Here is a 13,679-nt window from a genome sequence, read left to right on the forward strand (position 1 = left end):
CACTGGGCAGGATTCTACAGCGTGCTCAGGACCGCTTTCGACCGAGGTGTTTCCTGGTCCACTCGACCGCGTCCGCGTAGCGGGACTCGGCTCCGTGCCGGGTCGGTTCGTAGTACGTACGGTCCTTGAGCTCCTCCGGCGCGTACTGCTGCTCGGCGATCCCCTCGGGCAGGTCGTGCGGGTACACGTACCCCTGCGCGTGACCAAGTTTGGCGGCGCCCTTGTAGTGCCCGTCGCGCAGATGCATCGGCACGGGTCCCGCGTGGCCCTTGCGTACGTCCTCCATGGCGGCGCCGATCGCCACGGTCGCGGCGTTGGACTTGGGGGCCAGGGCGAGGGCGATGGTGGCGTGGCTGAGGGTGAGGGCGGCCTCCGGGAAGCCGATCATGGCGACGGCCTGCGCGGCGGCGACGGCTATGGGGAGGGCGTTCGGGTCGGCGAGGCCGATGTCCTCGCTGGCGGAGATCATCAGACGGCGGGCGATGAAGCGGGGGTCCTCGCCGGCCTCGATCATCCGGGCGAGGTAGTGCAGGGCCGCGTCGACGTCGGAGCCCCGGATGGACTTGATGAGGGCACTGGCGACGTCGTAGTGCTGGTCGCCGTCACGGTCGTACTTCACGGCCGCCCGGTCGACGGTCTCCTCCAGGGTCTGGAGGGTGATCTCCGCGTCGCCCTTGTCGAGCGCGGCTCCCGCGGCGGCCTCCAGCGCGGTCAGGGCCCGGCGGGCATCTCCGCCGGCGATGCGCAGCAGGTGTTCCTCGGTGTCCTCGGGAAGGGTGACGGCGTTCTTGAGGCCGCGCTCGTCGGTGAGCGCGCGGCGCAGCAGGCCGCGCAGGTCCTCGTCGGTGAGGGGTTCGAGGGTGAGCAGGAGGGAGCGGGAGAGAAGGGGCGAGATCACCGAGAAGTACGGGTTCTCGGTGGTCGCCGCGATCAGCGTCACCCAGCGGTTCTCGACCGCGGGGAGAAGAGAGTCCTGCTGGGCCTTGCTGAAGCGGTGGATCTCGTCGAGGAAGAGGACGGTCTCCTTGCCGAAGCCGCCGGTGGCACGGCGGGCCCCGTCGATGACCGCGCGGACCTCCTTGACTCCCGCGGTGATCGCCGACAGTTCGACGAAACGCTTCTGGGTGGCCTTCGAGACGACATACGCCAGGGTGGTCTTGCCGGTGCCGGGCGGGCCCCAGAGGATCACGGACGACGGTCCGGCCGGCCCACCCGCGCTCTCCCCGACCAGCCTGCGCAGCGGCGATCCCGACTTCAGCAGATGCTGCTGGCCCACGACCTCGTCGAGGACGCGCGGGCGCATCCGCACGGCCAGGGGGCTCGCGGACGGGTCCTTCTCCTGGCGTGCTTCTGCGGCTGCGGTGAACAGGTCGGGCTCCACGCTGGAAACCCTATGTCACCGCACTGACAGTGCCTCCGGCGCTGTCAGCTGGTCCAGAAGTCCCACCAACGGGTCAGGATCAGCATCCCGATGATGCCGATGTGCAGGACCGGTACGACCCAGGTGAACTCGCCGAAGAAGCTCCTGAGCCACTTCGGGGCGGGGATGAAGCCGTTGCGCACGTTGAACGAGGTCACGTACCAGAACATGATGATCGTCGCGACCCAGGCGAGGGAGCACCACAGGCACAGCGCGTTGATCCGGTACAGGGACTGGAACTGCAGCCAGGTGCAGAATCCGACCCCGAAGAGGGTTCCCGCGTTGAAGGTGAGCCAGTACCAGCGCGGGAAGCGGGCCCGGCCGAGGAGGCTCATGCCGACGCAGATGACGATGCCGTAGGCGACGAGGCCGAGCATCGGGTTCGGGAACCCGAAGGCGGCGGCCTGCTTGCTCTCCATCACGCTGCCGCAGGACACCACGGGGTTCAGGCTGCAGCCGGGCGTGAACGTCGTGCCCGCGACCTTGGCTTCCAGCAGCTTGAACTTGTCGATCGTGATGACCCATGCCGCGAGCAGTCCGGCCGCGCCGGTGAGCAGCAGCATCACGGCGAACGCCCGGCTGCCGCCCACGGAGTGCGAGGCCTCGGCAGGGGGCTCGGGCTGGTCGGTGGAGGCGCCGTCCTTCAGCACTGTCGTCTTGGTCATCACGCCGTTCCATTGCTTCGAGAGAGGGGGGCTGGCGGGCACGGTCATTGTGCCGCACGCGGGCGCGTGTCCACCGTTCGGTGGACATAAGGAGCGGGTGCGCCCGCCTGGAAGCAACGGCGTGGTCAGGCACGCGTGGCCCTCAGTCCCGAAATCGCCTGGGAGGACGAAACGGTGGCCGCCAGGTTGACGACCACCGCATACGTGGGTCCGGGGACTCAGCCCCCGGGGACGGGCGGGGCAGCGGCGGCGGAGGCCGAAAGCACCCCGTGCCCCCGCCGCCTCAGCCCAGCCTCGACTCCAGTTCGGCGACGATCTCGTTGACGCCGATCGCCGACTGCTCCCCGGACTCCATGTCCTTGAGCTGGACGACGCCCTCGGCGAGGTCCCGCTCACCGGCGACTACCGTGTAGCGCGCCCCGCTCCGGTTCGCGTTCTTCATCGCCCCCTTGAGCCCCTTGGCCCCGTACGAGAAGTCCGCCGCGATGCCCGCCTTGCGCAGCTCCGTGACCTTCGCGAACAGCACCCGGCGAGCCTCTTCGCCCAGCGGCACCGCGAACACGCTTGTCGCGGACGGGAGTTCGAGTTCGACACCCTCCGCCTCGAGCGCCAGCACCGTACGGTCGACGCCCAGCGCCCAGCCCACCGAAGGCAGCGCGGGGCCGCCGAGCATCTCGGAGAGGCCGTCGTAGCGCCCGCCGCCGCCCACCGCGGACTGCGACCCCAGTCCGTCGTGGACGAACTCGAAGGTCGTACGCGTGTAGTAGTCGAGGCCGCGGACCAGCTTCGGGTCGTCCTCGAAGGCGACGCCCGCCGCGGTGATCAGCTCGCGGACCTCCTCGTGGTACGCCTTGCACGCGTCGCACAGGTAGTCCCGCAGCAGCGGCGCCCCCACGAGCTGCTTCTGGACGTCGTCCCGCTTGTCGTCCAGCACCCGCAGCGGGTTGATGTCGGCCCGCCGCAGCGTCTCCTCGTCAAGGTCGAGGCCTCGGAGGAAGTCCTGCAGCGCCGCCCGGTAGATCGGACGGCACTCCTTGTCGCCCAGCGAGTTCAGCAGGATGCGGAAGTTCCTGAGGCCCAGCGTGCGGTACGCCTGGTCCGCCAGGATGATCAGCTCGGCGTCCAGCGCCGGGTCCTCCGCGCCGATCGCCTCGGCACCGACCTGCGAGAAGTGGCGGTAGCGGCCCTTCTGGGGGCGCTCGTAGCGGTAGTACGAGCCCGAGTACCAGAGCTTGACCGGCAGGTTGCCCAGCTTGTGGAGGTTGGCCTCCAGCGCCGCGCGCAGCACCGACGCGGTGCCTTCGGGGCGCAGGGCCAGCCTGTCGCCGCCCTTGGTCTCGAAGGCGTACATCTCCTTCGTCACGATGTCCGTCGATTCACCGACGCCCCGGGCGAACAGTTCGACGTTCTCGAAGCCCGGCGTCTCGATGTAGCCGTAGCCGGAGTTGCGCAGCGGGGCCGCGATGGCTTCCCGTACCGCCAGGAACTTCGCGCTGTCCGGCGGGATCAGGTCGTACGTGCCCTTGGGGGCCTTGAAGGTGCTCACGGGTGTCTCGTCACATTCCTCGTCGGGGAGGGGGGTTCGAACCCTCGCCGCGATCCTGAAGGCCGGCCGCCACCTGCCGCAGATACGGATTGGTGGCGCGCTCCTGGCCGATGGTCGTCTGGGCGCCGTGACCGGACAGCACCACGGTCGAGTCGTCGAGCGGCAGGCACACGCGTGCCAGCGATTCGAGCATCTCGGCCATGTCACCGCCGGGCAGGTCGGTGCGTCCGATGGAGCCGGCGAAGAGCAGGTCGCCCGAGAAGAACACGGACGGGATGTCCGTGGTCTCGGGCATCCTGAACGTCACCGACCCCTTGGTATGGCCCGGCGCGTGCGCCACGCTCAGTTCGAGTCCCGCCAGTTCCAGCCGCGCGCCGTCCGTGAGTTCCTTGACGTCGTCCGGTTCACCGATGGTCAGCTCGCCCATCAACTGCATGCCGATGGACCGGCCGAGCGCCTTCTCCGGGTCGCTCATCATGTAGCGGTCGTCGGGGTGGATCCACGCCGGGACACCGTGCGCGCCGCAGACCGGGACGACCGAGGCGACATGGTCGAGGTGGCCATGGGTGAGGACGACCGCGACGGGCTTGAGCCGATGCTTCTTCAGCGTCTCCTCGACTCCCTCGGCGGCCTGGTGGCCCGGGTCGATGATCACGCACTCCTCACCGGCGGCGGGGGCGACGAGATAACAGTTCGTCCCCCAGGCGCCGGCCGGGAACCCGGCAATGAGCACGATCGTCCTTCGATTTGTGGCGTACGTGGTCGTACGGGGTGGATGACAGTGCCGCAGAGCCTACCGGCGCTGCCGTTTCCTCAGCGAACCCATATACGGTACGGGGCACACGCAGGCGATCGTCACACAAGACGCACGCGTCCCAGTTGACGTACGAGACGCATGAGGAGAGAACCCGGTGGTCACCCAGGAGCAGCGGCGGCGTCAGCTCGCCCGGGAGAAGTTCTTGCGGCAGCAGCAGCGGCGTACGGCCGCGCGGCGCAAGGCGAATGTGCGCAACTCGGTGATCGCGTCGGTCCTCGGCGTGATCGTCGTGGGCAGCGTGCTGTCGTACGCGACCGGGGTCTTCAAGAACGACGACAGCAAGTCGAACGCGAGCGCGGAGGTCACTCCGAGCGCCTCGCCGCCGAGCAAGGCTCCGGACCCCTGCCAGAAGCCGGCCGAAGGGGCGGTGAAGTCGCTGAGCTGGAAGAAGGAGCCGGCGATGACCATCGACACGTCGGCGAAGTACGAGTTGAAGCTCGCGACGACCTGTGGCGACATCGACGTCGCCCTGAAGACGGCCGCGGCCCCGCACACGGTGAACTCGTTCAACTTCCTGGCGAGCAAGGGCTACCTCGACCACACCAAGTGCCACCGGCTCACGACGAACGGCATCTACGTGCTGCAGTGCGGTGACCCGAAGGGCACCGGCATGGGCGGCCCGGGCTACACCCTTCCGGACGAGAACCTGAAGGACAAAACCCTCAAGAACAACATCTACCCGGCGGGCACGATCGCGATGGCCAACACGGGCCAGGCGCACACCGGTGGCAGCCAGTTCTTCCTGGTCTACCAGGACAGTCAGCTTCCGCCCAGTTACACACCGTTCGGCACGATTTCCGCGTCGGGGATGAAGGTGCTGAAGAAAATCGCCGCGGCCGGTGAGGCCACGGGACAGGGCGACGGCGCACCGAATGCGACCGTTGTGATCAACAAGGCGACAGTAACGAAATCCTGACCGCCAACAGCGAAACTTCGGTCGCGCGGGATGCGGACAGCATCCCTGCCGGTCGCCTATGTTGGCCGTGACGAAACTGTGGACGATGCCCGGGGGTGCAGAGCCCTCCGCAGGCATCATGTGGAGGAGGCGCTGTGAGCAGCGACCCGTGGGGCCGCGTCGACGAGACGGGGACCGTGTACGTGCGTACTGCCGACGGTGAGCAGGTCGTCGGTTCCTGGCAGGCCGGCTCCCCCGAGGAGGCGTTGGCCTACTTCGAGCGCAAGTACGAGGGCCTGGTTGTCGAGATCGGCCTCCTCGAGAAGCGAGTCAAGACCACCGACCTGTCCGCGAAGGACGCGCAGGTGGCCATCGACCACATCCGCGAGCAGGTGGACGCCCACCACGCGGTGGGCGATCTGGCCTCGCTGAAGGTCCGGCTGGACAAGCTCGTGGAGACCGTCGAGACCCGCCGCGAGGAGCGCAAGCAGCAGCGGGCCAAGCAGTCCGACGAGGCACGGCACGCCAAGGAGGCGCTGGTCGTCGAGGCGGAGGAGCTGGCGGAGTCCGACCAGTGGCGGTCCGCCGGTGAGCGGCTGCGCGCGCTGGTGGACACCTGGAAGGGGCTGCCGCGGCTCGACCGGAAGTCGGACGACGAGCTGTGGCACCGCTTCTCGCACGCCCGCTCGGCGTTCTCCAAGCGGCGCAAGGCACACTTCGCGTCCCTGGACGCGCAGCGCGAGGACGCCCGCAAGGTCAAGGAGAAGCTGGTCGCCGAGGCCGAGGGTCTCTCGGCGTCGACCGACTGGGGTCCGACGGCGGCGCGCTACCGCGAGCTGATGACGGACTGGAAGGCCGCCGGCCGCGCCCAGCGCGAGCACGAGGACGACCTGTGGAACCGCTTCCGCGGCGCCCAGGACGTGTTCTTCGCGGCGCGCAGTTCGGTCTTCGCCGAGCGGGATGCGGAGCAGACCGAGAACCTCAAGCTCAAGGAGGAGCTGGCCGAGGAGGCCGAGAAGCTCCTGCCGATCACGGACCTGAAGGCGGCGCGGGCCGCCTTCCGTTCGATCAACGAGCGCTGGGAGGCCATCGGCCACGTGCCGCGGGACTCGCGGCCGAAGGTCGAGGGCCGGATGCACACGGTCGAGCGGGCCCTTCAGGAGTCCGAGGAGACCGAGTGGCGCCGGACGAACCCGGAGGCACGCGCGCGTGCCGAGGGTCTGACCGGCCAGCTTCAGGCGGCCGTGGACAAGCTCGGCGGCCAGATCGAGACCGCCCGGGCGCAGGGCAACAACGCCAGGGCCGACAAGCTCCAGAAGGAGCTGGACGGCCGTCAGGCACTGCTGGACCAGGCGCTCAAGGGTCTGCAGGAGTTCGGCGGTTAGATCGGTCGGATCTCGCCGGTTTCCCGGTTTCCTCGCACACCGCGACGCAGGAGGGGCTCCCGTACATCTCGTACGGGAGCCCCTTCCGCGTCCTACCGCCTGTGGTTACGGCCTGCGGGCCGAGGTCACGCGGTACACGTCGTAGACGCCCTCGACGCCCCTGACGGCCTTCAGGACGTGTCCCAGGTGCTTGGGGTCGCCCATCTCGAAGGTGAAGCGGGAGGTGGCCACCCGGTCCCTCGACGTCTGGACGGCCGCCGAAAGGATGTTGACGTGCTGGTCGGACAGGATGCGGGTGACGTCCGAGAGGAGGCGGGAGCGGTCCAGCGCTTCGACCTGGATGGCCACCAGGAAGACCGAGGACTGGGTGGGCGCCCACTCGACGTCGAGCATGCGCTCAGGCTCCCGGGACAGTGACTCGACGTTCACACAGTCGTTGCGGTGAACCGATACGCCACTACCGCGCGTGACGAAACCGATGATGGGGTCGCCGGGTACGGGCGTACAGCAGCGGGCGAGCTTCACCCAGACGTCGTCGACGCCCTTGACCACCACACCCGGGTCGTTGTTGCTGCGCCGCTTGCGGCCCCGGGCGGGCGGCACGGACTCGTCGATCTCCTCGGTGGCCGCCTCCTCGCCGCCGAGCGCCTGCACGAGCTTCTGTACGACGTTCTGCGCGGCCACATGGCCCTCGCCGATCGCCGCGTACAGGGACGAGATGTCCGGGTAGCGCATCTCGTGGGCGAGGGTGACGAGGGAGTCGCCGGTGAGGATGCGCTGGATCGGCAGGTTCTGCTTGCGCATCGCGCGCGCGATGGCGTCCTTGCCCTGCTCGATCGCCTCGTCGCGCCGCTCCTTGGAGAACCAGGCGCGGATCTTGTTGCGGGCGCGCGGCGACTTGACGAAGCCGAGCCAGTCGCGGGAGGGCCCCGCGCCGGCCGCCTTGGAGGTGAAGACCTCCACCAGGTCGCCGTTGTCCAGGGTGGACTCCAGCGGTACGAGACGGCCGTTGACCCGTGCCCCTATGGTCCGGTGGCCGACCTCGGTGTGCACCGCGTACGAGAAGTCGACCGGGGTCGCTCCCGCCGGAAGCGCTATCACGTCACCCTTGGGCGTGAAGACGAAGACCTCGTTGCGGGACAGGTCGAAGCGCAGGGACTCCAGGAACTCGCCGGGGTCCTCGGTCTCCTTCTGCCAGTCGAGGAGCTGTCGCAGCCAGGCCATGTCGTTGAGGTGGTCGTCCTTGCCGGTGGTCCTCGGCTGGTCCGACCGCACCTTGGAGGCGCCGGCGACGGCCTCCTGCTTGTACTTCCAGTGCGCGGCGATGCCGTACTCGGCGCGGCGGTGCATGTCGAACGTACGGATCTGGAGTTCGACGGGCTTGCCGTTGGGCCCGATGACCGTCGTGTGCAGCGACTGGTACATGTTGAACTTGGGCATCGCGATGTAGTCCTTGAACCGGCCGGGGACCGGGTTCCAGCGCGCGTGCACGGTGCCGAGAGCGGCGTAGCAGTCGCGGACCGTGTCGACAAGTACACGAATACCCACGAGGTCGTAGATCTCCGCGAAGTCACGGCCTCGGACGATCATCTTCTGGTAGACGCTGTAGTAGTGCTTCGGGCGGCCGGTGACCGTCGCCTTGATGCGGGCGGCGCGCAGGTCGGACTGGACCTCGTCGGTCACTATGGCCAGGTACTCGTCACGCTTCGGTGCCCGCTCGGCCACCAGCCGGACGATCTCGTCGTACATCTTGGGGTAGAGGATCGCGAAGGCGAGGTCCTCCAGTTCCCACTTGATGGTGTTCATGCCCAGGCGGTGGGCGAGCGGCGCGTAGATCTCCAGCGTCTCGCGCGCCTTCTTCTCCTGCTTCTCGCGCTTGAGGTAGCGCATGGTGCGCATGTTGTGCAGCCGGTCGGCGAGCTTGATGACCAGGACACGAGGGTCCTTGGCCATGGCGACGACCATCTTGCGTACGGTCTCGGCCTGCGCGGCCTCGCCGAACTTGACCTTGTCCAGCTTGGTGACGCCGTCGACGAGGAGCGCGACGGAGTCGCCGAAGTCGCGGCGGAGCTGGTCCAGGCCGTACTCGGTGTCCTCGACCGTGTCGTGCAGCAGGCCCGCCATGAGCGTCGCCGGGTCCATGCCCAGTTCGGCGAGGATCGTGGTGACGGCCAGCGGGTGGGTGATGTACGGGTCGCCGCTCTTGCGCTTCTGGCCGCGGTGCCAGCGCTCGGCGACCTGGTAGGCGTTCTCGATCTGGCGGAGCGTCGCCGTCTCGATCTTCGGGTCGTGGCCGCGCACTGTCCGCAGCAACGGCTCCAGAACCGGGTTGTACGGGTTGGAGCGCTGCACGCCGAGCCGGGCCAGCCTGGCGCGTACCCGGTTGGGGGAGGCGGAGCGGGCGGGCGGCTGGCCGGACGCCGGGCGGACCGCGGGCGCGGGGGCCGGGGTGGGCTCCGGCGTGGCCGGCTTGGGGCGCGAGGGCTCGGCCGCACGGTCGACGGGTGCGGACTGGGCGTGCTCGACCGGCCCGTGCGCGTCGTTGTTCGCGGTCCGCGCGGGCGTCGCCGCGGGCTCCGAGGCTGGCTCGGGCTTGGCGGCGGTCAGGGGCTGGGCCTCGTCTGCCAAGAGGACTCCTCGTGCGCGATCCGGGTCCCCCGGTCAGGCTCCGGAGTGCCCATGGTAGCGATCCCGGGCTCCGGCATCGCCTTCAGGCCGCTGAGACGGCCTTCTACGGGAGAAACGCAAGAGGCGGGCACCGGATTCCTCCGGTGCCCGCCTCCGTCGCTCCAGGTGCCCGCGGGCCGCCCCGCGGAACGCCTCAGATGGTGATCAGTGCCTCCAGCACCGCTCCCGACAGCGCGGATTCGAGCCGCTGCCGGCCGCCGAGGAAACCGAGCTCCATGAGGATCGCCAGACCCGCGACCTCCGCGCCGGCCCGCCGGATCAGCTGGACCGAGGCCTCGGCCGTGCCGCCGGTGGCCAGGACGTCGTCGACCACCAGGACGCGGTCTCCCGCGTTCAGGTCCTCGGCGTGCACCTCGATCTCGGCGGAGCCGTACTCCAGGTCGTACGCCTGGCTGAGCGTGGCTCCGGGGAGCTTGCCCGCCTTGCGTACGGGGATGAAGCCGAGGCCCGCCCGGACCGCGACCGGGGCGCCCAGGATGAAGCCGCGGGCCTCCAGGCCGACGATCTTCGTGGCACCGCTGCGGACCGCGATGTCCGCCAGGGCGTCGGTGAGCGCGGTGAACGCCTCGGGGTCCGCCAGGAGCGGGGTGATGTCCTTGAACATCACACCCGGCTCCGGGTAGTCCGCCACATCGCGGATACGGCTGAGCAGCAGCTCCTGGACGGCCGTCATCGGCGCTTGCCCGAGGGCCGGCCGCGACCCCGGTTACGGGACGCGGGCTGGTTGCGCGGGCCGACGACCGCGGGGGCGGCGTCGTCGTCCTCGTCGTACGGCTGCTCGTCGCTGACCTGGGGCGCCGGGGCCCCGCCCTGCGCGGCCTGCGCCCGCTTGGCGAGGACACGCTTCCTCAGGGCCTTCATCTGCGGCTCGCGCTCCTTGAGATCGGCGACGAGGGGCGTGGCGATGAAGATCGAGGAGTACGCACCGGCCGCGAGGCCGACGAACAGCGACAGCGAGATGTCGTTGAGCATGCCCGCGCCGAGCACACCGCCGCCGATGAACAGCAGACCGGCGACCGGTAGGAGCGCCACGACCGTGGTGTTGATGGAGCGGACCAGGGTGCCGTTGATCGACCGGTCGGCGATCTCGCTGTAGGTCCAGCGGGTCTGCTTGGTGATGTCCTTGGTCTGCTCCTTGAGGCTGTCGAAGACGACGACCGTGTCGTAGAGCGAGTAACCGAGGATCGTCAGCAAACCGATCACCGTGCCCGGCGTCACCTCGAAGCCGACGAGGGCGTAGATGCCGACCGTGATGGTGATGTCGTGGATGAGTGCCACGAGCGCGGCGATGGCCATGCGCCATTCGAAGGCGATCGCCAGATAGATCACGACCAGGACCATGAAGATCACCAGGCCCTGCCAGGCCTTGTTGGCGACCTGATCACCCCAGCTGGGGCCGACCAGATCGGCGTTGATCTTCTCGGGGTCGACCTTCAGGTTCTGGGCGAGGTCCTTCTTGATCGTGTCCGATTTGTTGGTGTCGATGCCGGAGATCTGGATGCGCAGACCGCCGTTGCCGAGCTTCTGCACGATCGCGTCGTGGCCGGAGGCCTCTTCCGCGTACTTCTCCGCCTGGCTCACCGACGTGCTGGTCTTCTCGGTGGTGAAGACGGCACCGCCCTTGAACTCGATGCCCATGTTCAGGCCGCGCACCGACAGGCCGAGGATGGCCGTGATGGTGATCAGGATCGAGATGCCGTACCAGATGAAACGCTTGCCGACGAAGTCGTAGCCGATCTCGCCGCGGTGGAGCCGGGCGCCGAGGGTGCCGAGTTTCGACATCTCACGCCTCCTTCATGTCGACGGGCGCGGACGCGCGACGGGTGCGACGGATGGGCGGTTGGGCGCCCAGGCGCTGCGGGTCGAGGCCGGACCAGCGGTGGCCCTCCGCGAAGAACTTCTTGCGGGCGAGGATCGTCATCAGCGGCTTCGTGAAGAAGAAGACGACGACCACGTCGAGCACGGTGGTCAGACCGAGGGTGAACGCGAAGCCCTGGACCTTGCCGACGGTGACGATGAAGAGCACCGCCGCGGCGAGGAACGACACGAAGTCGGAGACCAGGATGGTGCGCCGGGCGCGCGGCCACGCCCGCTCGACGGCGGGCCGCAGCGAACGGCCCTCGCGGATCTCGTCCCGGATGCGTTCGAAGAACACGATGAACGAGTCCGCGGTGATACCGATCGCGACGATCGCGCCGCAGACGGCCGGCAGGTTCAGCGCGAAGCCGATCGCCGGACCGAGCAGCGCCATGATCACGTAGGTGAGAGCAGCGGAGACCAGGAGCGAGGCGATGGCGATGACCGACAGACCCCGGTAGTAGGCCACCAGGTAGATGACGACCAGGGCGAGACCGATGCCGCCGGCGATCAGACCGGCGTGCAGCTGCTCGCCGCCGAGCGCGGCGGTGACCGTCGTGACGCTCGACTCGTGGAAGGTGAGCGGGAGCGCGCCGTACGACAGCATGTTGGCCAGGTCCTGCGCCTCGGTCTGGTCGAAGCTGCCGGTGATCTGCGCGGAGCCACCGGTGATCGCCGTGTTCACGGCCGGGTTGGAGACGACCTCACCGTCCAGGACGATGCCGAACTGGTTCTGCGGGGGCTGGCTCTGGGCGAGGCGGGTGGTGACCTCACCGAACTGCTTGCTGCCCTTGGACGTGAAGTCCATGTTGACCTGCCAGCCGGCGGCACCCTGCGTGTCGAAGGTGGCCTGGGCCTTCTTGACCTCGGTGCCGGACACCTCGGCCGGGCCGAGGATGAACTTCTGCCACTGCCCGGTCGAGTCCTTGCCACAGGCCACCGTGGGCTCACTGGGCTTGACGCCGTCACCGGTGACGGCACGGACCGCCTTCTTGGTGCAGTCGAGCGCCGCGTACTTCGCCTGGAGCGCCGCGGTCGCCGGGTCGGGGGCGGTGCTCGCCGAGGGCGAGGCGCTGGCGGGCGTGGACGGCGCGCCGCTCGGCGTCGGGGTCGCGTCGGCCTTCAGGGCGTCGGTGACCGGACGGCCCTGGGAGGTCGTACTGACCGACGGGCTGGGCGAGGCGGACGACGAGGAGGTCGCCTTGGCGCCCGACTTCGAGGCCGACGGCGAGGGGCTGCCGGACGTGCTCGCGCTCGGCGTGGGGGTGGGCGTCGCGGCGACGCCCTGGGGCTCCACGGCCAGAACCGGACGGAAGTAGAGCTTGGCGGTGGTGCCGACCTGCTTCCGGGCCTGCTCCGAGTTCGTGCCCTTGGGGATGTTGACAATGATGTTGTCGGATCCCTGGGTCTGCACCTCGGCCTCGGAGACGCCAAGACCGTTGACACGGCGGTTCATGATGTCGACCGCGGTGTCCATGTTGGTCTTGTTGATCGCGTTCGGCTGGCCCGGCTCGTTCTTCGCCGTGAGCGTGATGCTCGTGCCGCCGGCCAGGTCGATGCCGAGACGCGGAGTCGTGTGTCCCGAGAGGAACATGCCTCCGGTGAGCGCCACGATGGCGATCAGAATGAGGGCCAGCGAGCGTCCTGGCTTGCTCTGGGAGCTTGCGCTCCGGCCCTTCTTAGGTGCTGCCACCTTCTCGTACTCCCTCTCGGGCCGCCTCGCGCCGGGTCAGCGCGGCCGGCGGCCATGACATGGTGTCGGGACTCCCTGCGAGAACCGACGTGCCGGGGGTACGGGACGCGAGCGGATCGCGCCGCGCTCCTCCCCCGGAACGCGGCTACTTCGCGTCGGACTCGCCGTCGGTCTTCTTCGGCTCTTCTTCCGCCTTCACCTCAGCGGCCTCGGTCTCGTCGGCCGGCTCGTCGGCCGGCTCGTCGGCCGCGTCCTTCTTGCCGAGGTCGATGGGCTTGTCGTCGGAAGCGGCGGAAGCGTCGTCGGAGGGCTCGTCGGTCTCGGTGATGGAGGAGGCGTCGTCCGGGACGAGGGACTCGTCGGACTTCAGGTCGTGCTCGATGCCGTGAACCACGCGGTTGTACTCGTCGTCCGTGAGGACGGCGCCGATCGAGTTCTTCGCGAAGAGAAGCTCCACACCCGGGCCCGCGTCAAGGAGGACGGTCTCCTCGTTGACTTCCTTGACCGTCGCGTACATGCCCCCGATCGTGCGGACACCGGTGCCGGGCTGCATGTCGTTTCGCATCTGCGAGGCGGCCTGCTGCTTGCGCTTGGCCGAGCGGGTCATCAGGAACATGGCCCCGATGAGCACGATGAACGGGAGGAGGGTCACGATATTCACGGGACGGGATTTCCTTCGCACTACCGCGTCGGTGAGCGGCCTGGTGGATGGG

11 protein-coding genes are annotated in these 13,679 nt (G+C 68.8%); 2 read left to right on the forward strand and 9 right to left on the reverse strand.

Annotated features, from left to right (window positions below; translation table 11 throughout):
* Positions 1–25: 25 nt before the first annotated feature.
* The 4 genes from OG241_RS10775 to OG241_RS10790 all read right to left on the reverse strand — a co-directional run bounded on the left by OG241_RS10775 (position 26) and on the right by OG241_RS10790 (position 4,364).
* Positions 26–1,381 (reverse strand): replication-associated recombination protein A, encoded by a 1,356-nt coding sequence (locus tag OG241_RS10775; protein ID WP_405815000.1) that lies wholly within the window; start codon positions 1,379–1,381, stop codon positions 26–28.
* Positions 1,382–1,425: 44 nt separating this feature from the next.
* Entirely contained in the window at positions 1,426–2,085 is a 660-nt protein-coding gene (locus tag OG241_RS10780; protein WP_405815001.1) for a vitamin K epoxide reductase family protein, read from the reverse strand.
* A gap of 283 nt (positions 2,086–2,368) precedes the next feature.
* The gene (gene hisS, locus OG241_RS10785) at positions 2,369–3,631 is read right to left on the reverse strand and encodes a histidine--tRNA ligase (protein ID WP_405815002.1); all 1,263 of its coding nucleotides are present in this window, start codon (positions 3,629–3,631) and stop codon (positions 2,369–2,371) included.
* A gap of 10 nt (positions 3,632–3,641) precedes the next feature.
* A complete protein-coding gene (locus OG241_RS10790) occupies positions 3,642–4,364 on the reverse strand; it encodes an MBL fold metallo-hydrolase (RefSeq protein WP_405815003.1) in 723 nt (240 codons plus the stop codon).
* 178 nt (positions 4,365–4,542) lie between these two features.
* On the opposite strand from OG241_RS10790, the gene OG241_RS10795 reads away from it, so the two are divergent.
* Entirely contained in the window at positions 4,543–5,364 is an 822-nt protein-coding gene (locus OG241_RS10795; RefSeq protein WP_405815004.1) for a peptidylprolyl isomerase, read from the forward strand.
* 134 nt (positions 5,365–5,498) lie between these two features.
* Positions 5,499–6,728: a DUF349 domain-containing protein gene (locus tag OG241_RS10800; protein ID WP_405815005.1), complete on the forward strand. Its 1,230-nt coding sequence runs from the start codon at positions 5,499–5,501 to the stop codon at positions 6,726–6,728.
* A 105-nt stretch (positions 6,729–6,833) separates the two neighbouring features.
* Here the strand turns inward: OG241_RS10800 and OG241_RS10805 are convergent, their stop codons facing one another.
* From OG241_RS10805 to yajC, 5 genes are all read right to left on the reverse strand, one after another.
* A complete protein-coding gene (locus OG241_RS10805) occupies positions 6,834–9,356 on the reverse strand; it encodes a RelA/SpoT family protein (protein WP_405815006.1) in 2,523 nt (840 codons plus the stop codon).
* Between the two features lie 193 nt (positions 9,357–9,549).
* Entirely contained in the window at positions 9,550–10,089 is a 540-nt protein-coding gene (locus OG241_RS10810) for an adenine phosphoribosyltransferase (RefSeq protein WP_405815007.1), read from the reverse strand.
* A complete protein-coding gene (gene secF, locus OG241_RS10815) occupies positions 10,086–11,198 on the reverse strand; it encodes a protein translocase subunit SecF (RefSeq protein WP_405815009.1) in 1,113 nt (370 codons plus the stop codon). The genes OG241_RS10810 and secF overlap by 4 nt, the downstream gene beginning before the upstream one ends.
* Before the next feature lies 1 nt (position 11,199).
* Complete coding sequence (gene secD / locus OG241_RS10820; RefSeq protein ID WP_405815010.1) at positions 11,200–12,966, reverse strand: protein translocase subunit SecD; 1,767 nt, start codon at positions 12,964–12,966, stop codon at positions 11,200–11,202.
* Between the two features lie 145 nt (positions 12,967–13,111).
* Positions 13,112–13,627, reverse strand: a complete 516-nt coding sequence (yajC, locus tag OG241_RS10825; protein WP_405815011.1) for a preprotein translocase subunit YajC — start codon at positions 13,625–13,627, stop codon at positions 13,112–13,114.
* Positions 13,628–13,679: the final 52 nt, after the last annotated feature.

This window comes from Streptomyces sp. NBC_01390 (genome assembly GCF_045040105.1).
Lineage (GTDB): Bacteria > Actinomycetota > Actinomycetes > Streptomycetales > Streptomycetaceae > Streptomyces.

Coding starts and splice junctions, on each gene's coding strand:
- OG241_RS10780 (WP_405815001.1), bottom strand. CDS start 2,085: ATGACCAAGACGACAGTGCTGAAGGACGGCGCCTCCACCGACCAGCCC.
- OG241_RS10810 (WP_405815007.1), bottom strand. CDS start 10,089: ATGACGGCCGTCCAGGAGCTGCTGCTCAGCCGTATCCGCGATGTGGCG.
- secF (WP_405815009.1), bottom strand. CDS start 11,198: ATGTCGAAACTCGGCACCCTCGGCGCCCGGCTCCACCGCGGCGAGATC.